This is a genomic window from Krasilnikoviella flava (genome assembly GCF_900167525.1).
In the GTDB taxonomy this organism is placed as follows: Bacteria; Actinomycetota; Actinomycetes; order Actinomycetales; family Cellulomonadaceae; genus Isoptericola; species Isoptericola flavus.
In genome coordinates this window covers 217,049-240,982 of record NZ_FUZQ01000008.1, presented here as the reverse complement: position 1 = coordinate 240,982, position 23,934 = coordinate 217,049, and the positions used below count along the sequence as shown (strand labels likewise).

The window sequence follows — 23,934 nt, the reverse complement described above, 5'->3', positions numbered from 1 at the left end:
CCGGTTCGTTCCGACCCTAACGCCGGGCCCTTCCCGCCGCCGTCCCCGACCCGGCCGTCAGGCTCCGCACGAGGTCGAGCGCGTCGTCGACGGACTGCGCGGGGTCGATGACCGGTGCCTGCACGTGCCGCACCGTGCCCTGCGGGTCGACGAGCAGCGTGACGCGCTTGAGGCGGTCGGCACCGCCGGCGCGGAAGACGGGCAGGCGCAGCGCGGACGCGGCGAGCCCGTCCTGGTCCGACGCGAGCAGGTACGGCAGCGCGGCGTGCGCGGCGAACGCGGCCTGCTGCTCGGGGTGCTGCGTGCTCACGCCGAGCACGCGCGCGCCGGCGGCCTCGAGATCGGCGTGGCGGCGCCCGTAGGTGGCGCACTCGAGGGTGCAGCCGCTGGTGCCGGGCACCTCGCCCCAGCGCGGCGGGTACCCGTGGGTGCCGGGCGCGTAGGCGCCGGGGAAGAAGAACAGCGCCGTCCACCGGTCGGGGTCGACGAGCCGCACCGTGGAGCCGTCGTGCGCCGCGAGCGCGACGTCGGGCACCCGCGTGCCCTCGAGCGCGCCCACCCGCGCGAGGTCGCCGTCGCCGAGGGTGCCGCTGAGCTCGCCGTCACCCATGACGAACCGGGTGCCCCACTCCTGGAGCGCGAGCAGCACCGGCAGCAGGCCCTCGCCGCGGTCGGTGAGCCGGTAGTCGTGCCGGGGCGGGCGCTCGGAGTACGGCACCTTCTCCAGCACGCCGTGCTCGACGAGCCCGCCGAGCCGCTCGGTGAGGGCCCGCCGCGAGAGCCCGAGCTCGCGGGCGAAACCCTCGAACCGGGTGACGCCGGCGGCGGCCTCGCGCACGATCAGCAGGCTCTGCCAGTCGCCGACGACACCGAGGGACTGGGCGATACCGCAGTCGCTGTCGGCAAGGTCCTCGCGGCGCATGGGGCACATCCTCTCGCCGGGCCGGGGTGCGCGTCCATCCCGCAGCATGGGGTAAGTTCCAATCTGGAACTTATCAACGACGGCGCCGCACCGTCTGTTCCCGGCGGCAGCCGTCATCATCGCGAGGAGGTGGCCACGTGGCCACGAGCGCACGGCCGTTCTGGACCTACTGGGCGGCGAGCACGACGAGCGGCGTCGGCACCGCCGTGACGACCGTCGCGCTGCCGCTGGCGGCGGTGACCGTCCTCGACGCCGGCCCGGTCGAGACGGGGCTGCTGGCCGCGTCGTCGTACCTCGCCTGGGTGGTGCTCGGGCTGCCGGCCGGCGCGATCGTGCACCGGCTGCCGCTGCGCGCCACCCAGGTCGTGGCCGACCTGGTGCGGGCCGTCGCGGTCCTCGCCGTCCCGCTCGTCTGGTGGCTCGGGGAGCTCACGCTCGCCCACCTGGTGCTGGCGGCGCTCGCGGTCAACGTGGCCGAGGTGTTCTTCTTCACCGCCAACACGACCTTCCTGCCCACCGTGGTGCCGCAGCACGAGCTGACCAGCCGCAACAGCCTGGTCTCCGGCACCCAGGCCGCCACGCAGCTCGGTGGGCCGTCGGTCGCCGGCCTGCTGGTGCAGGCGGTCGGTGCCGTGCCCGCGCTGCTGGTCGACGCCGCGTCGTACGTCGTGTCGGCACTGCTGCTGCGGCGGCTGCCCGAGCGGCGCGAGCCCGCGCTCGGAGACGGGGAGGCCCGGCCGGGCATGGGCGCGATGATCGCCGAGGGCTGGCGGTTCGTGGTGCGGCACCCGGTGATGGCGCCCGCCACCTGGTGGGCCTGCGCCGTCAACCTCGTGTGCGGTGTGCAGGCCGGGCTGTTCGCGCTCTACCTGGTGCGCGACCTCGACGCTCCGCCCGCCATGGTCGGCGTGCTGCTGGCCGCCGACGGTGCGGGCTCCCTGCTCGCGGCCGCGGCCACGCCGTGGCTCGTGCGGCGGTTCGGCTCCGCGCGGGTGCTGCTGTTCGACGGCCTGGTCGGGTTCGCCGGCGCCCTGCTCATCCCGCTGGGCGCCGGCGCTGCCGGCTGGCTCTGCTTCGCCGTCGGCACGATGGTGTTCGGTGCGTCCGTCGTGCCGGGGAGCGTCGTGACGCGCACCTACCGGCAGGTGGCCAGCCCGCCCGCGCTGCTCTCCCGGGTCATGGCCACCGTGCGGTTCGTGTCCTGGAGCATGATCCCGCTCGGGTCGCTGGCCGCCGGGGTCCTTGCCGCGCAGGTGGGCAGCCGGGCGGTGCTGCTCGGGTCGGCGTTCGTGCTGCTGCTCGGCCCCGTGATCGTCGGGCTCAGCCCGGTGCGGCGGCTGCGGGACCTCGAGGACTACGAGGCTCCGGCGGACCTGTCGGTCGAGCCTGTCGGGACCCGGTCCTAGGTTTCGACAGGCTCAACCGGCGAGGGCGTCGGCCGCCGCCGCGACGAACGCGTCGACGGTCTCCGGCGCGGTGTCCCAGGCGCACATGAGCCGCACCTCGACACGGTCGCGCGACTCGCCGTCGGCCCAGTCGTAGAAGCGCGAGACGGCGCGCAGCCGGTCCGCGGCGGCGCGGGGGAGCGTGGCGAAGACAGCGTTCGCCTCGGTGGGCCGGGTGGCCTGGACGGCGTCCCCGCCGAGCGCCTCGAGGCCGGCACGGAGGCGCGCCGCCATCGCGTTCGCGTGCGCCGCGTTGCGGTGCCAGAGCGGACCGCTGGTCGAGCCTGCCGAGATCCCGTCGCCCGGCGTGCCGGGCTCCCCTAGCAGCGCGAGGAGCTGCGCGGAGACGAACCGCGTCTTGGACGCGAGCTGCATCGTCGCCTTGCGCAGGAACGGGACGGCGGCCGACGCCGCCTCCCGCGCGCGGGCGGACGCGGCGTCCGGCGCGTCGTCGGGCCCCAGGACGAGGACGGCCTCGCCGAGCATGCCGCCGTTCTTCGCGGCGCCGAGGGAGACGACGTCGACGCCGGCGTCCGTGGTGAGGGCCCGCAGCGAGCAGCCGAGGGCCGCGGCGGCGTTGGCGAGGCGGGAGCCGTCCACGTGCACGGCCATGCCCAGGTCGTGCGCGACGTGCGTCAGGGCGCGCAGGTCCTCGAGGGGGTACACGGTGCCGAGCTCCGTGGACTGGGTGAGGGACAGCACCGCGGGGTGCGCACGGTGCACGTCGTCGCGCTGCCCTGCCCACCGGGCGACGTCGTCGGGCGTGATCCGGCCGTCCACCGACGGGCAGGCGAGGAGCTTGAGGCCGCCCACCCGCTCGGGCGCGCCGTTCTCGTCGGTGTTGACGTGCGCGACGTCGGAGACCACGACGCCGCCCCACCGCGGCGAGAGCGCGGTGAGCGACACGACGTTGGCGCCCGTGCCGTTGAGCACCGGGAAGGCGAGCGCGCCGGCGCCGAACACCTCGCGCACGCGGAGGTCGAGCCTCGCCGTCCACGGGTCGTCGCCGTACGCGACGGCGTACCCGTCGTTCGCGGCCGCGACCGCGGCGAGCACGTCGGGGTGCGCGGGCGCGTAGTTGTCGGAGGCGAACGGCGGGAGGGTGCGGGGCTCGGTCACGCGCCCCAGGGTACGGGCGTCACCGGGGTGGCCCCGGGGCGGGCCCGGGCGCGACGCCGGGCAGGTCGCCGCTGGACTCGCGCCACACGATGCGGTGGATCGGGCGGCCCGGGCCGGGGCGGGGCTCGCCGCGGATCGCGGCGACCAGGCGGCGCATCACGGCGCGGCCGGCCTCGGGGAAGTCGACGGCGACGGTGGTGAGCGACGGCATCATGAACGCGCCCATCTCGACGTTGTCCCAGCCGGTCACGACGAGGTCGCCGGGCACGGACCAGCCCCGTTCGGCGGCGCCGCGCAGCACCCCGGCGGCCAGGAAGTCGTTGGCCGCGACCACCGCGACGGGCAGCGCGTCCGCGGGGATCTCGGCGACCGCGCGGCGGGCGTCGTCACCGGACCACGAGCCGCCCAGGACGCCGAGGGAGACGACGTCGGGCGTGGCGGGGTCGGCGGCGGCCCGGGCGACCGAGGTGACGTACACGTCGCGCCGCGCGCGGGCCGAGGCGAACTGCTCGGGGCCGGCGACGTGCACGAACCGGCGGTACCCCGCGGCCACCAGCGCCTCGACGAACACCTCGACGGTGCTCGCGTCGGCGAGGTCGCCGAGGGTGCGCATCTGCTCGTCGAACGTCGCCTCCGCCACGACCGGCGTCGCGCCGTCGTCCTGCCCGGCCGGCGCGTCGTCGGACGGCTCCGACAACGCCTCCGGCAGCACCGGCACCAGCGTGAGGATGCCCTCGTACTGGCGGCTCCCCGCGAGGTCGCAGACGCGGGCGGTGCGCTCCTCGACCGTGCCGTCGACGGTGTGGGTCTCCATGACGAACCCCGCGGCCTCGGCCACCTCGCCCGCGCCGGCGAGCAGCCGGAGCTGGTTGTCGAGCGTCGCGCCGGTGACCACGGCCAGCCGCCCCGAGCGCCGGGTGCGCATGGAGCGCGCGGCGAGGTTGGGCCGGTAGCCGATGGACTCGGCCACCCGGAGCACGCGCTCGCGGGTGGCGGCCGCGATGGTGCCGCGCCCCGTGAGGGCGTACGACACGGTGGCCTGGGACACCCCGGCGAGGCGCGCGACGTCGCGGCTGGTGGGTGGGTTCGGCACCGCCACAGTATGTCCTCCCGCGTCGTTCGCCTTGACAGGGCCGCGGCCGTGCAGCCACCCTGATCACCGTCGCATGATACGTATCATGCCGTACCGCCAGCTAGCTCGTTCCATCGGAGGAACCATGCTCACCATCGGGATCGTCGGCACGGGCGGGATCGCCCGGGCGCACATCGACGCCTATCAGCGCTTCGGCACCGAGTGCGAGATCGTCGCGCTGTGCGACCCGGCCCCCGGCCGCGCCGAGGCCCTGCGCGCGGAGCTCGGGCTCGAGGGCGCCCGCGTCTACACCGACGCCGCCGAGATGCTCGCCACGGAACAGCGCCTCGACCTCGTCAGCGTCGCGACGCCGCCGTCCACCCACGCCGCCCTGTCGATCACGGCGCTCGAGGCGGGCGTCGACGTGCTCGTCGAGAAGCCGATGGCGCCCTCGCTGGAGGAGTGCGACGCGATGATCGCGGCCGCCCGCGACAACGGCCGGCTGCTGTCCGTCGTCGCGCAGAACCGCTTCCGCGACGACATCGCCACGCTCAAGGAGGTGCTGGACTCCGGCCTCGCCGGCCCGGTCACGCACGCGCAGGTCAGCTCCGCCTGGTGGCGCGGCACCGAGTACTACGACCTGTGGTGGCGCGGCACCTGGGAGAGCGAGGGCGGCGGCTGCACGCTCAACCACGCCATCCACCATCTCGACATGACGCTGTGGATGCTCGGCTCGCCGAAGGCCGTCACGTCGGTGCTCACCAACGCGGCGCACGAGAACGCCGAGGTCGAGGACCTGTCCGTGAGCGTGCTGCAGTACGACCGGGCGCTGGCCGAGGTGACCGCCTCGGTGGTCAGCCACGGGGAGGAGCAGGCCATCGTCGTGCAGGGCCGCCACGCGCGCGTGTCGCAGCCGTGGAAGGTCGTGGCGGAGACCGCGAACCCCGCCGGGTTCCCGAACCGGGAGGGCGACGCCGAGCGCGTCGCCGCCATCGAGGCCGTGGCCGCCGCGCACCGCCCGTTGACGCACACCGGCCACGCCGGGCAGATCGGCGACATGCTCGACGCGGTGCGCGAGCGCCGGCGTCCCGCCGTCGACGGCGAGGACGGGCGCCGCGCCATCGAGCTGGTCACGGCGATCTACGAGGCCGGCGTCGAGCGCCGCACCGTGGACCTGCCGCTGAGCCCCGACGACCCGTACTACCGCACCGGCACCCTCGTGGAGCGGGCGCCGCACTTCTTCTCCAAGACGGCGTCGGTCGGCGAGCTGCCGGGCGCGATCACGGTGGGGGCGAAGGCATGAGCGCGACGAGCGGCGCCGCGTACGCGCCGAACCCGGTCCCCGCGCCCGTCGTCGAGCCGGGCGAGTTCGTGTTCGCGGCGACGAGCCTCGACCACGGGCACGTGTACGGCATGTGCGAGGGCCTCGCGGGCGCGGGCGGCACCCTCAAGTGGGTGTACGACCCGGACCCGGCCAAGGTCGAGAACATGCGCAAGAAGTTCCCCGACGTGCGGGTGGCGCGCAGCGAGGCCGAGATCCTCGACGACGCCGAGGTGCGCCTCGTCGCCGGCGCCGCGGTGACCTCCGAGCGGGCCCCGCTCGGCCTGCGCGTGATCGAGGCCGGCAAGGACTACTTCACGGACAAGGCACCGCTGACGACGCTCGACCAGCTCGCCGCGGCCCGCGAGGCCACGGCGCGGACCGGCCAGAAGTACGCCGTGTACTACTCCGAGCGCATCCACGTCGAGGCCGCCGTGCTGGCGGAGCAGCTGATCGACCGGGGCGCCATCGGCCGCGTGCTGCAGGTGATGGGGCTGGGCCCGCACCGCCTCGGCACCGGTCGGCCGGACTGGTTCTTCGAGAAGGAGAAGTACGGCGGCATCCTGTGCGACATCGGGAGCCACAACTTCGACCAGATGCTGCACTACGCGGGGGCGAAGGACGCGGAGATCAGCCACGCCGCCATCGCGAACTACCACCACCCGGACCACCCGGAGCTGGACGACTTCGGCGAGGCCGGCATCGTCATGGACAACGGGGCCACCGGGTACGTGCGCGTGGACTGGTTCACGCCGGACGGCCTGAGCACGTGGGGCGACGGCCGCACGGTCATCCTCGGCACCGACGGGTACATCGAGCTGCGCAAGTACGTCAACGTCGGCACCGGCGAGGGCGGCGGGCACGTGTTCCTCGTCGACGGCGAGGGCGAGCACCACCTCGTCGCGAACGGGCAGGTCGGGTTCCCCTACTTCGGGCAGCTCATCCTCGACTGCCTGGAGCGCACCGAGAACGCGATGACGCAGGAGCACGCCTTCAAGGCCGCCGAGCTCAGCGTGCTCGCGCAGCGGCAGGCGCGGGTGCTGACACCCTGACCGACGACGGTCGAGCACGAACCGTGGGTTGAGCCTGTCGAAACCGGGTTTCGACAGGCTCAACCAGCGGGATGTCGACGAGCCTGACCGGCGGGGTCGCTGTCAGTGCCCGTGCGATCTCGGCAGGTCGATCCGCACGAGGTGACCGTCGGGCGGGACGCCCTCGCCGGGCAGCACGTTCGTGGTGGCCAGCAGGTCGCCGTGGTGCCACTCGAGGCCGCCGGGGAGCGGCGCCTCGACCACGGTGCGGTTCCCGTGGTGCGTCACCTTCGAGATCTTGCCGCCGAACATCTCGGCGACGTACACGTCACCCCGCGGCGAGACCGCGAGGTTGGTGGCTCCGGCGAAGCCCTTCGCCACCCGGTGCACCGAGCCCCACCGGGGGTCGATCGTGTAGACCGAGCCGCGTGCTCCGAGGCTCGCGTCCTCCGGGCCGCCCGGCAGCGTGGTCACGTAGAGCTTGCCGCGGGGGCCGACCTCGACGTCCGTCGGCACCGGCTCGAACCAGTAGGTCCGGCCGATCGCGCAGTCCGGGATCCCGTTCGCCGCTGCGGCCTCGGCCGTGACGACAGCGGGCTGTGCGGGCAGCACGGCCACCGTGCGGACCTGGCCGCGCTCGCTCACCGAGACGACGGCGTTCATGCCGGCGTCGGCCACGTACGTGGTGCCGTGCTTCGTCGTGGTGCCGTACGGGTGGGAGTCCTGGATGCCCTTGTACCTGCCGGGCATGTCTTCCGGGAACTGGTCCAGGCAGGACTTCGGGGCGTACCGGAGGCCGTACGTCACGCGGCCGTCGGGGTTGTGGCGGTTCTCGTAGGACCGGAGGTTCGCGAGCGTCCGCACCGCGCCGGCGGGGGCGCCGTTCCGGTCGACCCGCAGCGTCTTGACGGTCGAGTCGACGGGCTCCTGCGGGCCGGCGAGCAGGGTCTCCGTGAAGGTGACGGTGCGGCCGGAGAACGACACGCCGCCCACGTCGGAGCCGCCCGGGCCCGAGTAGAGGACCTGCGTGGAGCCGCCGCGGCCGACGGCCGTGAGCAGGCTCGCGAAGTTCTGCGTGACGAACGTCGTGCCGCGCGGCCCGGCGGCAAGGGTGAGCGGCGACACGAGGCCGTCGGCGAGATCGGTGACGGTCGGTGGGCGGGGTGAGGGCTTGCCGCCGTGGGCGGCGGCGGGGGTCGCGGCGAGCAGCAGCGCCGTCGCTGCTGCGGCCACCGCGGGGATGACGCGTCTCATGGGTGCTCCAGGGTGTCGCCCGGCTCCTGGCGTGGCACGTGGAAGACGCGCCGGCGGACCGGGCTCGGGGACTGCGGGGCCGACGAGGACGTCGACGGTGGCGCGCGCCCGGGGAGGCGGTGCGGTGCGACCGGCTCCGTGCCGGACGGTCACGGCTGTCCTCGGTGAGCACGTCACGCTCGGCGGTGAGCACAGCACTCACCACCCTGCACCCGGTCCGGGAGCGGTCGCCACACGCGAGCCGGGCGGGAGCGGGTGAGAAATCCCGATGGATGCCCAGGTCAGCGGCCTGCGACGGGCGCCGGGGGCGACCGTCAGCGGGTCGCGACGTCCACCCAGACGAGCCGGTGGTCGCTGGAGGGGAACGGGTAGACGCCCGTGAGCCGCGACAGCGGGTCGGCCTGCGTCGGCCAGAACACTCCGCCGTCGCGGACGCGCAGGCCCTTCGACGGCAGCACGTAGTCGGCGCGCAGGTTGCCCGGCGCGGTGTCGGCGAAGTCGGCCGTGTCGAGGGCGGGGTCGCCGCGGTGCGTCGCGTTGGCGCCACCCTGCAGGGCTGCCGCCTCGACGGCGCCGTCGGACGTGGGCTGCGGGTCGGTGATGCGCGGGTGGTCGAGGAGCTGGTCGATCGCCGTGTCGACGGAGTCACCGTCGAGCGGGTCGGCGTTCTGGTCGCCCAGGATCACGAACCGCTCGCCCGGCTTCAGGCCGCCGCGCCGACCGTCGTCGTCGTAGACGTAGCGCGAGGCCTTGCCGGGGGTGACGTAGTCGGCCCAGAACCGGATCTCGTCGTGGTTGCGGCGACCGTTGCGGTCCTCCGGGCCGTCGAACGTGGGCGGCGTCGGGTGCGAGACCAGCACGTGCACCGTCTCGCGGCCCACGCGGACCGGCACGTCCCAGTGCGACTTGCTGGACAGCCGCACGACGTCGAGCTCCTCGGGGGAGAACCAGTCCGCCGGCTCGGGGGTGGCCGGGTCGTCAGGCAGCAGCGCGCCCGGCATGTCCTTCCACAGGAAGTGCTGGAACGTCCGCACGCTCCGGCTGTCGATCGGGTACTTCGAGAGCACGACCATGCCGTACTGGCCCTCGAACTCGCCGAAGCCGAACGCGTCGTTGCCGCCGCCCACCGTGCCGCTGTTGTCGAGGTCGAGCCCGCTGGGGATCCCGGTGTTCGACGGCGCCGTGTACGCGTAGCGGTAGCGCACCGGGTCCGCGCCGCCCTGCGGCACCTCGAGGTAGTTCTCGCGGAACAGGTCCACGCTCTCGTGCGCGGCGTCGTGGTCGAACTCGTTGAGCAGCACCACGTCCGGGTCCGCGCGCTGGATGACCTCCGCGACCGTGCGCGCCTGCGGGTCGTCGCCCGTGGAGAGGTCCGCCTTCAGCTCGCCCTCCGCGGCGCGGTTCAGCGACAGGTTGTATGTCGCCACGCGCAGCGAGCGGTCGGGCCCGTGCCCGCCGTGGTGCCCGCCGTGGTGCCCGCCGTGGTGCCCGCCGTCGCCCCCGTGGGCGCTCGCGGCGACCGGTGCCGCGGTCAGGCCCGCGCCGAGGGCGAGGGTGGCCGCGAGGGCGACGGACGGGCGGCGGACGGCACGACGGCGAACGGTCATGTCGTCACGGTAGGGAGCCGGGAGCGCGCTGGGAAGGGGGTCGGGGCGACCTGTGGATGAACGGTCGGTGCCGACGGGCGAGATGTCGGTGGCGCGGTGCAGCCTGGGGAGATGACGCAGCACACGTACCCGCACGGCGTCCCGAGCTGGATCGACCTGGAGACGACGGAGGTGGACGCCGCCCTCGCTTTCTACGGCGACCTGTTCGGCTGGAGGTTCACCGAGAAGCTGCCGCCCGGCGCGCCAGGACGGTACGTCGTGGCGTCGTGGGACGGCACCGACGCCACGGCGATCGCGGCCGTCGCGACGCCCGACCCGGGGTACGACGGCGAACCCGCGTGGCACACGTACCTCGCGGTGGACGACGTCGAGGCCGCGGCGGCCCGCGTCACGGAGCTGGGCGGCGTGCTGAGCACGCCGCCGCAGCAGGTGGGCCCGCCGGGGCAGGCTGCCGGATGGATGGCGCGGATCGTCGACCCGGAGGGCGCGCCGAGCCGGCTGTGGCAGGCGGGCACGCGGGCGGGGGCGCAGCGCGTCAACGAGCCCGGCACCTGGAACTTCAGCAACCTGCTCACGCCCGACGTCGACGCCGCGCTGCGGTTCTACGGGCCGCTGCTCGGCTGGGAGCGCAGCGACGACCTGGGTGTCGGGATGGCGCGCGTCCCCGGGTACGGCGACCACCTGGCCCGCACCGTGGACTCGAGCATCCACGAGCGGCAGGAGTTCGTGCCCCCGGGATTCTCGGACGTCGTCGCCGGGGTGCTGCCCGCGGACGGGCCTGCGCACTGGTCGGTCGTGTTCGCGGTGGCCGATCGCGACGCCGCCGTCGAGGCGGCCGAGCGGGCCGGCGCCGTCGTGCACGCGACCCAGGACACGGAGTGGACCCGGGAGGCGACCCTCCGGGACCCGTTCGGCGCCGACCTCGTGCTCTCGCAGTTCGCCCCGCCGCCGGAGTTCGTCGCCGCCGAGACCGACGCCGGGAGGTCCTGAGCGCGGGCGACGGCCCGCCCGGACGTCAGGGCCGCCGCGCCTGCACCCACACCACGGGCGTGTCCATGAACGTCGCGCGCCCGACCTCGCGCGCGCCCGTCAGCCCCGCGTCGGTCAGCAGGCGCTGGATCCCGCCGTCGGCGTTGTCCTCGCGGTGCTGGTTCGCCCCGATCTCGTGATGCCCGCCGTGCCGATGCGCCCTGTGCCCGCCGTCGCCGTTCCCGCCGTGCTCGCTCCCGCCGTGCTCGCTCCCGCCGTGTCCCGGCGCGTCGAGGTCGGCGATCGTCACGTGCCCGCCGCGGCGTAGCACCCGCGCGAGCTCGGCCGCGAACCGTCGCTTCTCGTCCATCGGCACGTGGTGCAGGGCGAGGGACGACAGCACGTGGTCGACGCTCGCGTCCGGGGCCGGAAGCCGGTCGGCGAAGCCACGGACGAGGGTGAGGGAGCCGCGCCGCCCGATCCTTCGCCGTCGTGCCTTGCGCGCCGCGCGGCGCAGGGCGGCGCCGTCCGGGTCGAGCCCGGTCACGACGGCGTCCGGCACTGCGCGCAGCACAGTGAGCGCCAGGTTGCCCGTGCCGCACCCGACGTCGAGCACGTGCTGGCCGGGCGCGATCCCGGCGATCTCGACGGTGCGGCGGTGCAGCTGCCCGGCACGCCGCCACCAGCTCTGCACGTCGTACCAAGGCATCTTCCATGCGCTGCTCATGCCGGGCAGGTACGCGCGCTCCGCCTCGTCGGGGTGCACGTCGTCGAACAGGCGCACGCCGTGCGCCGCGCCCTCGGTGCCTCGCGGGGATGTGGTCACGACGCCACGCTAACGCGCCGGAAGGGTGGCGGGAGGGCGACGGTCGCCCAGCCGCGCCGGCAGGTGTCGCGCTGCGGGCAGTGTGCATCCCCCGCGAGCACAGCCCCTGACCTGCGACGACGCCGTCGATTCCGCCGCCGACACCATCCTGCGCCACATTCGACACCAGAAATGACGTCAAAGGTCTTGCGGTGACACCACCGTGGTGTCATAGTGAAGCCATGGACCTCACGAGATACGTCGACGAGCTGCAGCAGCAGCTCGGCACCGCAGCCGCCGCCGGCGGGGACGAGGCGCGGGAGCTGGCCTCCCGCCTGACCGCCCCGCTCGACGCCGCCGCCCGGCTGGTGCTGCTCGAGGCGCTGTCCGACGCGGCGGGGGAGATCTCCGCCGAGCTGGCCCCCGGCTCGGTCGACATCCGGCTCCGTGGCGGCTCGCCCGAGTTCGTCGTCGCGGCACCGGCCCGGTCCGCCGCCCCCGACCCCGCCCCTGCCGCGGAGCCGGTCGCGCTGGCGCTGCCGGTCGTGGAGGCCGAGAGCGGCGCCACCACCCGCACCACCCTGCGTCTGCCGGACCACCTCAAGACGCAGGCCGAGACCGCCGCCGCCCGCGACGGCGTCTCCGTCAACACCTGGCTCGTGCGCGCGGTCGCCACGGCGCTCGAGCAGTCCACCGGGCGCCCGGCCGCGCAGGCCCGTCCGCAGCAGCGCGGCTCCGGCCGCGTCACCGGCTGGGTGCGCTGATCCTTTCGTCGCACGGCCCCGCACCGCACCGCCCTCGTCCCCCCTGACACCACACCGACACCACTGTTGGAGCCCCGTCATGCCCACTTTCCCCGCCCCCCAGCCCGTCCCCGTCCTGATCGACGTGCCCTTCGCGAACGTGCACGTCGTCGCCGGGGAGCGTGACGACGTCGTCGTCACCGTCCTCCCCACCAACGCCAAGTCGGGCAGCGTGCGCGCCGCCGAGTCGGTGCGCGTCGACCGGGACGGCGACGCCGTCTCGATCACGTACCCCGGCTCGTGGAAGCAGTTCGTGCTCCCGTTCGCCGCCGGCACCGCCGACATCACCGTCGAGCTCCCCGAGGGCTCGTCGCTGAGCGGCAAGGCCGGCTCGCTCTACGCCGAGGGCCCGCTCGCCGCCGTCGACATGTCGTTGTCCGCCGGGAACGCCCGCGTGGACGACGTGGAGCGGCTCGACCTCAAGCTCTCCGCCGGCTCGGCGACCGCCGGGCGCGTCACCGGCACCCTCGACGTCAAGGTGAGCGCCGGGTCCGTCTTCGTCGACGAGGTGTCCGGCGACGGCACGATCCGCGCGAGCAACGGCACCACGACCGTCGGCGCCGTCACCGGCGCCCTCGAGGTGCTCGGGGCGCACGGCGACATCGCGGTGAGCCGCGTGCGCGGCACCCTCACCGCGAAGTCGGCCCACGCCAGCATCCGGGTGGGCACCCTCGAGTCCGGCGACGTCACCCTCACGTCCTCCTTCGGGTCGATCGAGGTCGGGGTGCCCGAGGGCACGGCCGCCTACCTCGACGTCTCGTCCGAGAACGGCTCCGTCCGCAACCAGCTGACCCCCACCGAAGGGCCGGTCGAGGACGAGGCCACCGCAGAGATCCACGCCAGCACCGGCTTCGGCGACGTCGTCGTCCGCCGGCCGTGAACCACACCTCAGGAACAGGAGTACCGGACATGACCACGGAACAGTCCCCCGAGCCCGCGATCCGGGTGCAGGGCATCGAGAAGTCGTTCGGCGAGCTGCACGTGCTGCGCGGCGTCGACCTCGACGTCGCCAGGGGGAGCATCTTCGCGCTCCTCGGCTCGAACGGCGCCGGCAAGACCACGCTCGTGCGGATCCTGTCGACGCTGCTCAGGGCGGACGCGGGCACCGCCGTCGTGCACGGGTTCGACGTCGCGGCGAAGCCCGGCGACGTGCGCGAGTCGATCAGCCTCACCGGCCAGTTCGCCGCGGTCGACGAGATCCTCACCGGCCGCGAGAACCTCGTCCTCGTCGCCAGGCTGCGCCACCTGAAGACCCCGGGCGCCGTCGCGGACGAGCTGCTCGACCGCTTCTCGCTCACCGAGGCGGGTGGCCGGCGCGCCGGCACCTACTCCGGTGGCATGCGCCGGCGGCTCGACATCGCGATGAGCCTCATCGGCGACCCGCCGATCATCTTCCTCGACGAGCCCACCACCGGCCTCGACCCGCAGGCGCGGATCGAGGTGTGGGACACCGTCAAGAAGCTGGCCCAGGGCGGCACCACCGTGCTGCTCACCACGCAGTACCTCGACGAGGCCGAGCAGCTCGCCGACCGGATCGCCATCCTGCACCAGGGAACGATCATCCAGAACGGCACCCTCGCCGAGCTCAAGCAGCTCCTCCCGCCCGCCCAGGTCGAGTACGTCGAGAAGCAGCCGTCCCTCGAGGACGTCTTCCTCTCGCTCGTCGGCGCGACCGGTACCGAGAAGGAATCCTGATGACCACCCACGCCCTTGCCGACACCGGCACCCTGACCGGTCGGTCGCTGCGCCACATCGTGCGGAGCCCGGACACCATCATCACCACGGCGGTCACGCCGATCGCGCTGATGCTCATCTTCGTCTACGTCTTCGGCGGGGCGATCAACACCGGGACCGACGAGTCGTACATCAACTACATGCTGCCCGGCATCCTGCTGATCACCGTGGCGTCCGGCATCGCCTACACCGCGTACCGGCTGTTCCTCGACATGCAGGGCGGCATCTTCGAGCGGTTCCAGTCGATGCCGATCGCACGGTCGAGCGTGCTGTGGGGACACGTGCTCACGTCCCTCGTCTCGAACCTGGTCTCGGTCGCGATCGTCATCGGCGTCGCGTTCCTCATGGGCTTCCGCACCGGGGCGTCCTTCGGGGCCTGGCTCGCGGTCGCCGGCATCATCGTCCTGTTCACCCTCGCCCTGACCTGGCTGGCGGTGATCGCCGGGCTCTCCGCGAAGACGGTCGACGGTGCGAGCGCCTTCAGCTACCCGCTGATCTTCCTGCCGTTCATCAGCTCCGCGTTCGTGCCCACCGACACCATGCCCGCCCCGGTCGCCTGGTTCGCCGAGAACCAGCCCGTGACGTCCATCGTCAACTCGATCCGTGCCCTGTTCGCCGAGCAGCCCGTCGGCAACGACATCTGGATCGCCCTCGCGTGGCTGGTCGGCATCTTCGTCGTCGCCTACGCCTTCGCGGGCGTCGCCTATCGCCGCCGCGTCAGCTGACCCCGGCCGGGTCCGCACGCCGGTCGAGCCTGTCGGGACCTCCCCGACAGGCTCGACCGGCGTGGTCGCGTCAGGCGACGGGGACGACGTCGCTCGGCGCGGCCGCACGCCGAGCCCGCAGCACCTCACGACGTCGCGGGTCGCCGACGAACGACGGGTAGCGCATGATCCCCGGTCGCCGCGCCTCCCAGGTGAGGCCCTGGACGGTGCTCCTGCAGACCAGCTCCTTGAGCCACGCGCCGGGGCGGCCGCCCAGCCGGCCGCCGAGGAACACGCGGACCGGGACGTCGCCCCGGCGGGCGAACTGGAACAGCCCCGCGCCGCGTCCGAGGCTCAGGCACTGGCCCAGGAAGCCGACCGCCACCGGTGCGGGCTCGGTGCCCACCAGCCGTGCCAGGACGGTGTCGGCTGCCGCGCCACCCAGCTGTCCCGCGGCCTGGCAGCTCATCCGGAACGGCAGGTCGGACGGCGCGCCCGCGTCGCCGGCGGCGACGATGCGGTCGTCGTCCACGCTGGTCAGGGTCTCGTCGGTGCGCAGGCGGCCGGCGGCGTCCGTGCTCAGGCCGCTGCGGGCGGCGAGGTCCGGGACGGCGAAGCCCGCCGTCCAGATCGTCACGTCGCTCGGGACGTCGCGGCCGTCCGCGAGCTGCACCGCGTCCCCCGTCACGGCCGTCACCATGGTGCCCGGCCCCGCGAGGACCGCCACGCCGAGCCGTCCGAGGGCGGCAGCGACCGCGCTGCGGCCCTTCGGGTGCAGGTACGGGCCGAGCACGTCGCCGCAGACCAGCGTCACCGCGCGGCCCTGCTCCGCCAGCTCGGACGCCGTCTCGATGCCGCTCGGCCCGGCGCCCACCACGGTGATGCGCGCCTCCCGCCCGGCGGCGGCCAGTTCCGGGGCCAGCCGGTCGGCCTCCTCCAGGCTTGCCAGCGGGTAGGCGTGCTCCGCCGCGCCCGGCACCGCCGGGGCGGCGCTGGTGCTGCCCACCGCGTACACCAGGTAGTCGTACCCGAGGCTGCCGCCGCCGGCGAGCTCCAGCCGCCGCGTCGCCGCGTCGATCCGCTCCACGGTGGCGACCTCGAGCCGCACCGCGTCGGCCAGCACCTCCCGGTAGTCCACGACCGCGTCGTGCGAGCCGGCCACCCGCTGGTGCAGGCGGATCCGCTCCACGAACGTCGGGCGGGCGTTCACCAGGGTGACCGCCACGTCGTCCCGCTTCGTCAGGCGGTTCGCCGCCGTCACCCCGGCGTACCCGCCGCCCACCACCACGACCTGCGTTGCGTCGGACATCTCGTCTCTCCTCGGTCCGTCGTGCGTCATCGGTTGCTCACGGTGACGACGAGACGCCGGGGCGAGGTGTGACGGCACCCGGCCGGAGACGCCGACGGCGCCCGGTCGCGGGTGCGACCGGGCGCCGTCGGGCGGTGCGTCCGAGCGATCAGGCGCTGGTGACCTCGATGCGCTGCGGCGTCGTGCCGGCGAAGACGCCGGCGACGGTGACCGTCAGGACGCCCGCGTCGTAGGACGCGTGGACGGCGTCGCCGTCCACGGCCTTCGGCAGGGTGACGACGCGACGGAAGGCGCCGAAGCGGACCTCCGAGATGCGTCGGCCCTCGGACTCCTCCGGGCGCTGGTCCTTGCGCTCGCCGCGCACGACGAGCTTGCGGCCCTCGACCTCGACGGTGACGTCCTCGACCGGGTTCACGCCCGGCAGGTCGAGGCGGGCGACGAGGTCCTCGCCGTCGCGGTACACGTCGGCGGCGGGCACGGGTCGTCCGGGCACGGTGCCCTCGGTCCGGGCGAGGTCGGCGAGGCGCGGGGCCCACAGGTCGCGGAGCCAGGCGTCGGCGAACGGGGCGCGGTTCAGTGTGGTGGTCATGCTGTCCTCCTTGGTGAGTGCTGCTGACCGGTGCAACCTGAGCCACCCCGACTCAATTTCCGGGTTCGCCGTGGGCGGACTCGTGCCGTCGAGCTGTGCTTGCCGGCGCGTCAGGAGGACGACTTGCTCGCGTCATCCCGGGCGTCTTACCCGCCGGCAACACGGGTGAAATGCGAGGTCGGCAAGGGTGACGGAGGTCGGTAGACGCAGACGATCGGAGTCCCTCGTGAGCACGTTCACCATCCGCCGCCTCGCGGCCGTCGCGGCCGGAGCGGTCCTGGCCTCGTCAGCAACCCTCGGCACTGCGTCGGCGACGTCCGTCGCGGCCGACCGGCCGGCGTTCGGGCACGGTCATCGCCCCGGCGCGCAGGACCCGACGACCTTCACCATCGCGGAGGCGACCAAGGCGCTGAAGACGGGCCGGATCACCTCGGTCGAGCTGACCCGGGCCTACCTGGACCGCATCGCGCAGTACGAGCCGTACTACAACGCGTTCACCCGGCTGAACCCGGACGCCCTGGCCGAGGCGGCCGCGGCCGACGAGGCGCGCCAGGGCTCTCAGAAGGACGTGGGCCCGCTGGAGGGTGTGCCGATCGTCATCAAGGACTCCCTGGACGTGCGCGGTCTGCCCACGACCTCCGGGTGGGCGCTGACCAGTCCCGAGGCGGGCGGTCTCGCCCTGGTCCCCCGGGACGACGCCCCCGTGGTCGAACGCCTGCGCGAGGCCGGGGCGGTCATCGTCGGCAAGACGAACCTGCCGGTCCTGGCGGGGTCCGGCTCCAACGCGAACAACTCGGCCTACGGCCCGACGTTCAACGCGCTGGACCAGGACTGGGCGCCGGGAGGGTCGTCCAGCGGCTCGGCCACCGCCGTCGCAGGGGACTTCGCGGTGACCGGCATCGCGGAGGAGACGGGCGGGTCGATCCAGAACCCGGCGTCGGCGCAGTCGCTGTTCGCGGTCAAGCCGACCTTCGGGCTGGTGCCGAACACCGGCAACATGCCGCTGGCCGGGAACACCCGTGACGTGCTGGGGCCGCTGGCCAAGACTCCCGAGGACGCCGCGATCATGCTGGACGTCTTGGCCGGCACCCATGCCGACGACCCCAAGACTGCGGGCGCCGAGGTGCCCGCGGGCGGGTACACCTCGCAGCTGTCCGAGCGAGCCCTGGAGGGCGCGCGCATCGGCCTCTACGGGCCCGGCTGGCGCTCCGGGAAGGATGGTGAGCTCTCCGACGAGACGGCGGCCCTGTATGCCGAGGCCGTGGACAACCTGCAGGAGCAGGGCGCGACCGTGGTCGAGGACCCGTTCGAGGGGACCGGGTTCGCCGACCTCGCGAAGGTCGGCGAGGGCGGGTACGACGGGCGCGGCAGCGTGGGCAACGCGCACGCCGTCGAGGACTACCTGGCCGGGCTGGGCGACGGCGCCGCGGTGAGCTCGCTCGAGCAGCTGGACGACTGGGCCGACGCCCACGGGTTCGCCGACGACGAGCGGATCGACGAGATGGTCGAGGCGCTGGACACCGAGCCGGCGACCGACGCCGAGTTCGAGGCGGTGTCGGAGCAGTACCAGGAGCTCTTCGACCAGGTCATGGACACGCACGACCTCGACGCGCTGGTGTTCCCGCAGCAGGTCGAGGAGATCCCCGGCATCTACGACGGGGAGATCAACGCCTCGACCGTGTCGGAGATCAACATCGCCCAGCTGCCCGGCGTCGTGCTGCCTGACGGCGCCTACGACTCGGGCAAGCCGTTCAACCTGATCGTCCTCGGCGAGAAGTACTCCGAGGCCGACCTGCTCGGGTACGCGTACGACTATGACGAGGCCTACGACGGCCGCGTCGTGAACCGGAACCTGGCCGCCACGCCCGGGCCGGTGCAGCCGGACGAGCAGTAGGGGCGTCGTGCGTCGGCCGTCGCTCACGTGCGAAGGAGCTCAACCACCGGTGTTCGGTCGACGCCTGCCGCGCACGACCATGATGACCAGGCCCAGGACGAGCCATCCGGCCGCGACCACCAGGGCGAGATGGCTGGCCAGGACGAGCACGGTGACGACGATCGCCAGGCCGACGACGGGGACGACCGTGTGGAGAGCGCGGCGGTCGGTGCGCCCGCCGACCACGTAGTAGCCGATCACGGCGACGTGCAGGAAGACGAACGCGGTCAGGGCACCGACCGTGACCATCGAGGACAGCAGGTCGAGGCCGTCAGGCCTGATCGCCGCCGCCACGGCGATGAGGAGCGTCGCGACCGCCGAGACGAGGATCGCCAGGCGGGGCACGCCGGTCCTGCGGCTCACGGCCCCGAGCCGAGCCGGCAGCTGTCCGTCGCGCGCCATCCCGTACATGAGGCGGCTCACCGCGGCCTGCGCGACGAGCGCGGAGAGCACGGGACCGATCGCGCGGGCCGTGGTGACGGTCGTGCCGAGCCACGACCCCATCTGCTCGCCGATCGTCGTGTAGAAGATCGTGCCCTGCTCGTCAGGGTTCGCGGCCAGCTCCTGGGGCGTCGTCGTCGTCAGGAGCGCTCCCAGGTAGGTCTGGAGCACGAAGAGGGCCCCGGCGAGGACGAGGCAGAAGATCAGGGCCCGGCCGATCTGCCGCGGGGAGCCGGTGCTCTCCTCGGCGAACGTGGCGATCGCGTCGAACCCCAGGAAGGCGAGCGCCGCCACCGAGACCGCGCCGAGCGTGCCGGCGAGCGTGAACCCGTCGAGCCCGGTCAGCGGGGACAGCCACGGCCTGGCCGGACCCTCCTGCACCAGGACGACGACGGCGCCGACGCAGAAGGCGGCGAGCACCAGGATCTCCACGACCAGGGCGACGAATCCCACGGTCGCCGCGAGCTTCACCCCGCCGAGGTTCAGTGCCGTGATGAGCAGCACCGCCGCCACCGTGAACACCCAGACCGGCACCGTGGGGAACAGCGCGTGGCTGGCGATGCCGGTGAACAGCGCGGCCAGGCTCGGGATGAACAGGTAGTCCAGGCCGATCATCCATCCGGCCATGAAGCCGGGCCGCCGCCCCAGCCCCGCGGTCGCGTAGGCCGAGACCGACCCCGCCTTCGGGACGGCGACGGACATGCGCGCGTACGACCAGGCGGTGAAGGCCATCGCCGCGGTCGCGACGAGGAAGACGAGCGCGACCGCACCGTTGCTGCGCGCGTCCAGCACGCCGAACGTCCCCATCGGTGCGGTCGGGCCGATGAACAGCAGGCCGTAGACGATGAGATGTCGCAGGGACAGGCTCCGGTGCAGCTGTCCCTCGGGCGCGGCGGCAGCGGGGACGTCCTTCGCGGGGCGGGGCTCGGTAGACGCGGGACTCAGCTCCTCGGCAGGTCGTGGGCCGGCTGCCAGCGTAGGACGACGGCGGCGTGCCGTCGTCCTACGCCGCGTGTCAGCTTGTCAGGCCGCGGCGCAGGGGAAGCCGTTCAGCGTGACCGACGAGGGGTCGGTGGTGCCGGACGACGAGCGCCCGACGAACCCGAACGTCGCGCGCTCGCCCGGGGCGAGGGTGTCGTTCCACGGTGCGCCGGCGGCGCGGACGACGTCCCCGTCCTGCTCGGTGTCGACTCCCCAGGCGTGGTCGATCGTCTCGCCCGACCCGAACCGCCAGGCGGCGGTCCAGCCCTCCGTCGGAGCCGTGCCGGTGTTCCGCACGCGCACCTGCGTGGTGAACCCGCGCGGCCACGTGCCGTGCACGGTGTAGTCGACGGCGCAGGTGCGGTCCAGCTCGTCCTGCGTGGCGGGCACGAACGGTGTCTCGGCGTCGCCGGTCCAGCGCACCAGCTCCAGGTCGGCGGTCTGCGCGCCCTGGGTGCCTGAGCCGGTCGCGAGGTAGAAGAACCCGTGGCCCAGCGGCTGCAGGCCGACGTCCGCCTTCTGCTCCCACCCGCGAATGCCGGTCTCCGGGTCGGAGAGCCCGTCGTCCGCCAGCGCGACGAGCAGGCCGCGCTCGGTGCCGTCGCCGTCCGGGCCGGGCACGCCGAGCAGGTCGCCCTCGACCGGCCGGGTGGCGGCGTCGACGGCGAACATTAGGTAGTTCGGGAACTCCGGCTTGGTGCCGCGGTAGACGCCGAGGAACCACCGCTGCTGCGCGTCGTCGTACGCGAGGTTCTGCACGCCGTAGGTGGTGTTGCCGGTGCGGACGAAGTACTTGCCGTCGGTCTCCGCGGGGCCGACGTGGTGCGGGTCCTCCTCGGTGAGCGGCCGCTCGTACCGCTCCCAGTCCGAGACGTCGTACTGCAGCAGGACCTGGTGGTCGTTGTCCGTGCGCGAGGTGTTCGCGTAGATCCCGTAGGCCACGGTGAGGAGCTGTTCGCCGCCCGTCCTCCCGAACCGGGGGCCGAAGCTCACGCCGTCGATCCCGGAGCTGCCGTACCGGTGGTCGGCCGTGTTCCCGACATTGCCGTCGAACACGCCGTCACCGTCCATGTCTGCGGCGTAGTCGTCGTGCACCTCGGGCAGGTACACGGTGGAGAAGACGTCGGAGGTCTGGGCGTCCATGCCGACCCGGTCGACGTCGTCGACGTCGACCGCCGCGATGTAGAAGGCCTCGTCGCCCTTGTACTCGAGCGAGCCGTAGACGCGGCCGTCCTCGGTGTTGAAGTCCAGGTCGCCCAGGTGGCCGGTGAAGCCGCCGACCGTGCCCACGAGGTTGCCCTCGAAGTCGTACTTGGCCAGCAGCGTGGTGAACGAGTAGTAGACGTAGCCGCCCTCCTGGTCGACGGCGATCCCCTGCACGTGGCTCGTGGGCCAGGTGCCGCCGTTCTGCTCGAGGGGGAGGCTCGCGACCGCAGGCGGCACGACGTCGTCGCCTGCCGATGCCGTCGTCGCCGCGAGCGGCACGGCCAGGAGTGCTGCGACGAGCGCGGAGGTCGCGCGCCAGATCCGGGAGCGGTGCATGGGTGCCTCCAGTCGAGGAGCGGTCCGGGCTGCGTCCCTGCAGGTCGGGGTCCCGGTGATCCGTCCTAGCCCATCGGACCCGCCTGACGGGGACCCGGCGGCGGGCCGAACGAGGGGTGAGCGGAGGGTGAACGACGCCGCCCCGGCCGCACGGTGCGGTCGGGGCGGCGTCGAGCTCGCGTCGGGGGGTGCTAGCTCGGCTGCCGGACGGCGTCGACGGGCGCGTCGTTGAGCAGCGGCCAGTCGGCGTATTCCTGCCCCCCGCGGCGGGCGGGCGCCGTCTCGGGCAGGAACAGCAGCGCGACGATCGAGCAGACGACCAGCACCGCCGTGTAGACCGCCACGAGCCAGAAGCCGCCGTCGGCGGCGACGAGGAGCGCCGTCGCGACCACCGTGAACGGCCCGGAGGCGATCATGGAGCCGAACTGCCACACCACCGAGACGCCCGAGTAGCGGACCGACGAGTCGAACAGCTCGGGGAAGAACGACGCCTGCGGGGCGTACGTCCCGGAGTGCCCGAGACCGAGGCCGGCGACCAGCAGCGCGACGATGACGGCCAGGTTCTCCGACTGCACGGCGAGGAACGCCGGGACGATGAGGACCAGGTTCAGCACCGCGAACCCGAGGAAGAGGGGGCGACGCCCGATCCGGTCGGTGAGGCGGCCCCAGACCGGGATCATGACGACCTCCACGAGGATCGCGACGATCACCGCCTCGAGCACGAGACCCGAGTCGTAGCCGTTGTTGTCCGCGTACGCGACCAGGAAGATCGTGTAGAAGGGGAACATCGCGGCCTCGACGAACTTGGCGAAGAAGCCGCCGACCACCTCGCGGCGGCGGTGCGCGAAGAGCTGGCGCAGCGGGGCGTGGGACGCGGCCTTGCGTTCCCGGGCGGCCTTGAACGTCTCCGACTCGTCGACGCGGGAGCGGATGAACAGGCCGACGGCGACGACGACGATCGACAGGAGGAAGGGCACGCGCCAGCCCCAGGCGAGGAAGGCGTCCGGGTCCATCCACTGCTGCAGGCTGGCGAACAGCGCCGTCGGGATGAGGTACGCGACCGGCGACCCGAGCTGGACGAAGCTCGCGTAGAACCCGCGGCGCTGCGGCGGCGAGGCCTCGGCCGTGAGCAGGACGGCGCCGCCCTGCTCGCCGCCGACGCCGAAGCCCTGGATGAGCCGGACGACCACGAGGATGGCAGCCGCCCACAGGCCGATCTGCTCGTACGTCGGCATGAGGCCGACGGCGAACGTGCCGAGCCCCGTGAGGAGCAGGGTGAAGACCAGGGCCTTCTTCCGGCCGAGGCGGTCGCCGATGTGACCCCACACGAGGCCGCCCAGGGGGCGGGCGAAGAACCCGACGGCATAGGTCGAGAACGCGGCGAGGGTGCCGACGAGCGGGTCCGTCTCGGGGAAGAAGATCTTGTTGAACACGAGCGCGGAGGCCGTGCCGTAGATGAAGAAGTCGTAGTACTCCGCGATCGTCCCGATCACGGACGCGCCGACGGTCTTGCGCAGCGTCTTCGGATCGACGGTGCGGGCCGGGGTGCCGCTCATGCTGCTGCCTCCTCGCAGTGGATCGGCGCGACGCTAGCATACTAGTGCGCTAGAACACGAGATCGCGTTCGTGAGGCAGAATCAGCCCATGTCGTCGCCGTCGCCGCTCCTGACCGCCCGGGTCCGCGGGGAGAACACCCGCAGGCTCGTCCACACCTGGCTCCGCCGGCAGATCATCGACCTCGAGCTGGCTCCGGGTGCGCCGTTGTCCGAGGCGGAGATCGGCGCGCGGCTCGGGGTCAGCCGCACCCCCGTGCGGGAGAGCCTCATCCTGCTCGCCGAGGAGGGCCTCGTGGAGGTGTTCCCGCAGCGCGGCAGCTTCGTCGGGCCCATCCGGTACGAGGACGTCGTCGCCGCCCAGTTCGTGCGCGAGGCCATCGAGTGCTCGTCCCTGGAGCTCGGCGGTGCGAACGTCGGCGCGGGCGACGTGGCGGAGCTGCGGGCGCTGATCGTGCGCCAGGGCGAGGCCGACCACGACGGCGACGCGTCCCGCTTCTTCGACCTCGACGAGGAGTTCCACCAGCTGCTGCTGCGCGCGTGCGGGCACGAGTCTGCGTGGCGCATCGTCGCGTCGGCCAAGGCCCAGATGGATCGTGCGAGGCGCCTCTCCCTGCCCGAGGGGGGCAAGATGACCGACCTCGTCGCGCAGCACGCCGCGGTCGTCGACGCGCTCGCCGCCGGGGACGTTCCCGCGGCCGTCACCCAGCTGCGAGAGCACCTGCGTGTCGTGCTGCAGGACATCACCCACATCCAGGACGAGCGGCCGGAGCTCTTCGCGCAGGCGTGACCGACCGGCC

At 73.5% G+C, this 23,934-nt stretch carries 21 protein-coding genes; 10 read left to right on the top strand and 11 right to left on the bottom strand.

The features are described from left to right. Window positions 1–16: 16 nt before the first annotated feature. Window positions 17–922 (bottom strand): winged helix-turn-helix transcriptional regulator, encoded by a 906-nt coding sequence (locus B5Y66_RS20965; RefSeq protein WP_079576557.1) that lies wholly within the window; start codon window positions 920–922, stop codon window positions 17–19. 137 nt (window positions 923–1,059) lie between these two features. On the opposite strand from B5Y66_RS20965, the gene B5Y66_RS20960 reads away from it, so the two are divergent. Then, window positions 1,060–2,328, top strand: a complete 1,269-nt coding sequence (locus B5Y66_RS20960) for an MFS transporter (RefSeq protein WP_079576556.1) — start codon at window positions 1,060–1,062, stop codon at window positions 2,326–2,328. Between the two features lie 12 nt (window positions 2,329–2,340). Here B5Y66_RS20960 and B5Y66_RS20955 read toward each other — a convergent pair whose 3' ends face one another. Further along, a complete protein-coding gene (locus tag B5Y66_RS20955) occupies window positions 2,341–3,486 on the bottom strand; it encodes a threonine aldolase family protein (RefSeq protein ID WP_079576555.1) in 1,146 nt (381 codons plus the stop codon). A 19-nt stretch (window positions 3,487–3,505) separates the two neighbouring features. Continuing rightward, window positions 3,506–4,579, bottom strand: a complete 1,074-nt coding sequence (locus tag B5Y66_RS20950) for a LacI family DNA-binding transcriptional regulator (protein ID WP_245807268.1) — start codon at window positions 4,577–4,579, stop codon at window positions 3,506–3,508. Window positions 4,580–4,703: 124 nt separating this feature from the next. Between B5Y66_RS20950 and B5Y66_RS20945 the strand changes: the two genes are divergently transcribed. After that, window positions 4,704–5,861 (top strand): Gfo/Idh/MocA family protein, encoded by a 1,158-nt coding sequence (locus B5Y66_RS20945; RefSeq protein ID WP_079576553.1) that lies wholly within the window; start codon window positions 4,704–4,706, stop codon window positions 5,859–5,861. Continuing rightward, window positions 5,858–6,931: a Gfo/Idh/MocA family protein gene (locus B5Y66_RS20940; protein ID WP_079576552.1), complete on the top strand. Its 1,074-nt coding sequence runs from the start codon at window positions 5,858–5,860 to the stop codon at window positions 6,929–6,931. The genes B5Y66_RS20945 and B5Y66_RS20940 overlap by 4 nt, the downstream gene beginning before the upstream one ends. Window positions 6,932–7,033: 102 nt before the next feature. On the opposite strand, the gene B5Y66_RS20935 is transcribed toward B5Y66_RS20940, so the two are convergent. Further along, complete coding sequence (locus B5Y66_RS20935) at window positions 7,034–8,164, bottom strand: ScyD/ScyE family protein (protein WP_079576551.1); 1,131 nt, start codon at window positions 8,162–8,164, stop codon at window positions 7,034–7,036. Window positions 8,165–8,478: 314 nt separating this feature from the next. Beyond that, window positions 8,479–9,771 (bottom strand): endonuclease/exonuclease/phosphatase family protein, encoded by a 1,293-nt coding sequence (locus B5Y66_RS20930; protein WP_079576550.1) that lies wholly within the window; start codon window positions 9,769–9,771, stop codon window positions 8,479–8,481. 111 nt (window positions 9,772–9,882) lie between these two features. Between B5Y66_RS20930 and B5Y66_RS20925 the strand changes: the two genes are divergently transcribed. Beyond that, window positions 9,883–10,761 carry a VOC family protein gene (locus B5Y66_RS20925; RefSeq protein ID WP_079576549.1) on the top strand — a complete coding sequence of 293 codons (879 nt, stop codon included), beginning with the start codon at window positions 9,883–9,885 and terminating at the stop codon, window positions 10,759–10,761. A 25-nt stretch (window positions 10,762–10,786) separates the two neighbouring features. On the opposite strand, the gene B5Y66_RS20920 is transcribed toward B5Y66_RS20925, so the two are convergent. Then, window positions 10,787–11,566, bottom strand: a complete 780-nt coding sequence (locus tag B5Y66_RS20920) for a class I SAM-dependent methyltransferase (RefSeq protein ID WP_217700865.1) — start codon at window positions 11,564–11,566, stop codon at window positions 10,787–10,789. A gap of 221 nt (window positions 11,567–11,787) precedes the next feature. Here B5Y66_RS20920 and B5Y66_RS20915 point away from each other — a divergent pair, with 221 nt between their 5' ends. The 4 genes from B5Y66_RS20915 (at window position 11,788) to B5Y66_RS20900 (ending at window position 14,807) form a co-directional block, all read left to right on the top strand. Further along, complete coding sequence (locus tag B5Y66_RS20915) at window positions 11,788–12,309, top strand: histidine kinase (RefSeq protein ID WP_079576548.1); 522 nt, start codon at window positions 11,788–11,790, stop codon at window positions 12,307–12,309. Between the two features lie 79 nt (window positions 12,310–12,388). Further along, a complete protein-coding gene (locus B5Y66_RS20910; protein ID WP_079576547.1) occupies window positions 12,389–13,228 on the top strand; it encodes a DUF4097 family beta strand repeat-containing protein in 840 nt (279 codons plus the stop codon). A 29-nt stretch (window positions 13,229–13,257) separates the two neighbouring features. Beyond that, window positions 13,258–14,043 (top strand): ABC transporter ATP-binding protein, encoded by a 786-nt coding sequence (locus tag B5Y66_RS20905; protein WP_079576546.1) that lies wholly within the window; start codon window positions 13,258–13,260, stop codon window positions 14,041–14,043. After that, on the top strand, window positions 14,043–14,807 hold the full coding sequence (locus B5Y66_RS20900) for an ABC transporter permease (RefSeq protein WP_079576545.1): 765 nt from the start codon (window positions 14,043–14,045) through the stop codon (window positions 14,805–14,807). Before B5Y66_RS20905 ends, B5Y66_RS20900 begins: the two co-directional genes overlap by 1 nt. Before the next feature lie 70 nt (window positions 14,808–14,877). Here the strand turns inward: B5Y66_RS20900 and B5Y66_RS20895 are convergent, their stop codons facing one another. Further along, the gene (locus tag B5Y66_RS20895) at window positions 14,878–16,095 is read right to left on the bottom strand and encodes an NAD(P)/FAD-dependent oxidoreductase (protein WP_079576544.1); all 1,218 of its coding nucleotides are present in this window, start codon (window positions 16,093–16,095) and stop codon (window positions 14,878–14,880) included. Between the two features lie 148 nt (window positions 16,096–16,243). Continuing rightward, window positions 16,244–16,684 (bottom strand): Hsp20/alpha crystallin family protein, encoded by a 441-nt coding sequence (locus B5Y66_RS20890; RefSeq protein WP_079576543.1) that lies wholly within the window; start codon window positions 16,682–16,684, stop codon window positions 16,244–16,246. A 226-nt stretch (window positions 16,685–16,910) separates the two neighbouring features. Here B5Y66_RS20890 and B5Y66_RS20885 point away from each other — a divergent pair, with 226 nt between their 5' ends. Then, the gene (locus tag B5Y66_RS20885; protein ID WP_217700864.1) at window positions 16,911–18,578 is read left to right on the top strand and encodes an amidase; all 1,668 of its coding nucleotides are present in this window, start codon (window positions 16,911–16,913) and stop codon (window positions 18,576–18,578) included. A gap of 39 nt (window positions 18,579–18,617) precedes the next feature. Here B5Y66_RS20885 and B5Y66_RS20880 read toward each other — a convergent pair whose 3' ends face one another. The 3 genes from B5Y66_RS20880 to B5Y66_RS20870 form a co-directional block, all read right to left on the bottom strand. Beyond that, complete coding sequence (locus tag B5Y66_RS20880) at window positions 18,618–19,904, bottom strand: APC family permease (protein ID WP_281252032.1); 1,287 nt, start codon at window positions 19,902–19,904, stop codon at window positions 18,618–18,620. A 177-nt stretch (window positions 19,905–20,081) separates the two neighbouring features. Further along, window positions 20,082–21,581 carry a cellulose-binding domain-containing protein gene (locus B5Y66_RS20875; RefSeq protein WP_176168952.1) on the bottom strand — a complete coding sequence of 500 codons (1,500 nt, stop codon included), beginning with the start codon at window positions 21,579–21,581 and terminating at the stop codon, window positions 20,082–20,084. Window positions 21,582–21,772: 191 nt separating this feature from the next. After that, a complete protein-coding gene (locus tag B5Y66_RS20870; protein WP_079576541.1) occupies window positions 21,773–23,137 on the bottom strand; it encodes an MFS transporter in 1,365 nt (454 codons plus the stop codon). A gap of 88 nt (window positions 23,138–23,225) precedes the next feature. On the opposite strand from B5Y66_RS20870, the gene B5Y66_RS20865 reads away from it, so the two are divergent. Continuing rightward, entirely contained in the window at window positions 23,226–23,924 is a 699-nt protein-coding gene (locus B5Y66_RS20865) for a GntR family transcriptional regulator (RefSeq protein WP_079576540.1), read from the top strand. Window positions 23,925–23,934: the final 10 nt, after the last annotated feature.

Excerpts from the sequence above, each read along its gene's own strand:
- B5Y66_RS20965 (WP_079576557.1), bottom strand. The coding sequence starts at position 922 with ATGCGCCGCGAGGACCTTGCCGACAGCGACTGCGGTATCGCCCAGTCC.
- B5Y66_RS20945 (WP_079576553.1), top strand. The coding sequence starts at position 4,704 with ATGCTCACCATCGGGATCGTCGGCACGGGCGGGATCGCCCGGGCGCAC.
- B5Y66_RS20940 (WP_079576552.1), top strand. The coding sequence starts at position 5,858 with ATGAGCGCGACGAGCGGCGCCGCGTACGCGCCGAACCCGGTCCCCGCG.
- B5Y66_RS20935 (WP_079576551.1), bottom strand. The coding sequence starts at position 8,164 with ATGAGACGCGTCATCCCCGCGGTGGCCGCAGCAGCGACGGCGCTGCTG.
- B5Y66_RS20930 (WP_079576550.1), bottom strand. The coding sequence starts at position 9,771 with ATGACCGTTCGCCGTCGTGCCGTCCGCCGCCCGTCCGTCGCCCTCGCG.
- B5Y66_RS20925 (WP_079576549.1), top strand. The coding sequence starts at position 9,883 with ATGACGCAGCACACGTACCCGCACGGCGTCCCGAGCTGGATCGACCTG.
- B5Y66_RS20915 (WP_079576548.1), top strand. The coding sequence starts at position 11,788 with ATGGACCTCACGAGATACGTCGACGAGCTGCAGCAGCAGCTCGGCACC.
- B5Y66_RS20910 (WP_079576547.1), top strand. The coding sequence starts at position 12,389 with ATGCCCACTTTCCCCGCCCCCCAGCCCGTCCCCGTCCTGATCGACGTG.
- B5Y66_RS20905 (WP_079576546.1), top strand. The coding sequence starts at position 13,258 with ATGACCACGGAACAGTCCCCCGAGCCCGCGATCCGGGTGCAGGGCATC.
- B5Y66_RS20900 (WP_079576545.1), top strand. The coding sequence starts at position 14,043 with ATGACCACCCACGCCCTTGCCGACACCGGCACCCTGACCGGTCGGTCG.
- B5Y66_RS20895 (WP_079576544.1), bottom strand. The coding sequence starts at position 16,095 with ATGTCCGACGCAACGCAGGTCGTGGTGGTGGGCGGCGGGTACGCCGGG.
- B5Y66_RS20890 (WP_079576543.1), bottom strand. The coding sequence starts at position 16,684 with ATGACCACCACACTGAACCGCGCCCCGTTCGCCGACGCCTGGCTCCGC.
- B5Y66_RS20875 (WP_176168952.1), bottom strand. The coding sequence starts at position 21,581 with ATGCACCGCTCCCGGATCTGGCGCGCGACCTCCGCGCTCGTCGCAGCA.
- B5Y66_RS20870 (WP_079576541.1), bottom strand. The coding sequence starts at position 23,137 with ATGAGCGGCACCCCGGCCCGCACCGTCGATCCGAAGACGCTGCGCAAG.
- B5Y66_RS20865 (WP_079576540.1), top strand. The coding sequence starts at position 23,226 with ATGTCGTCGCCGTCGCCGCTCCTGACCGCCCGGGTCCGCGGGGAGAAC.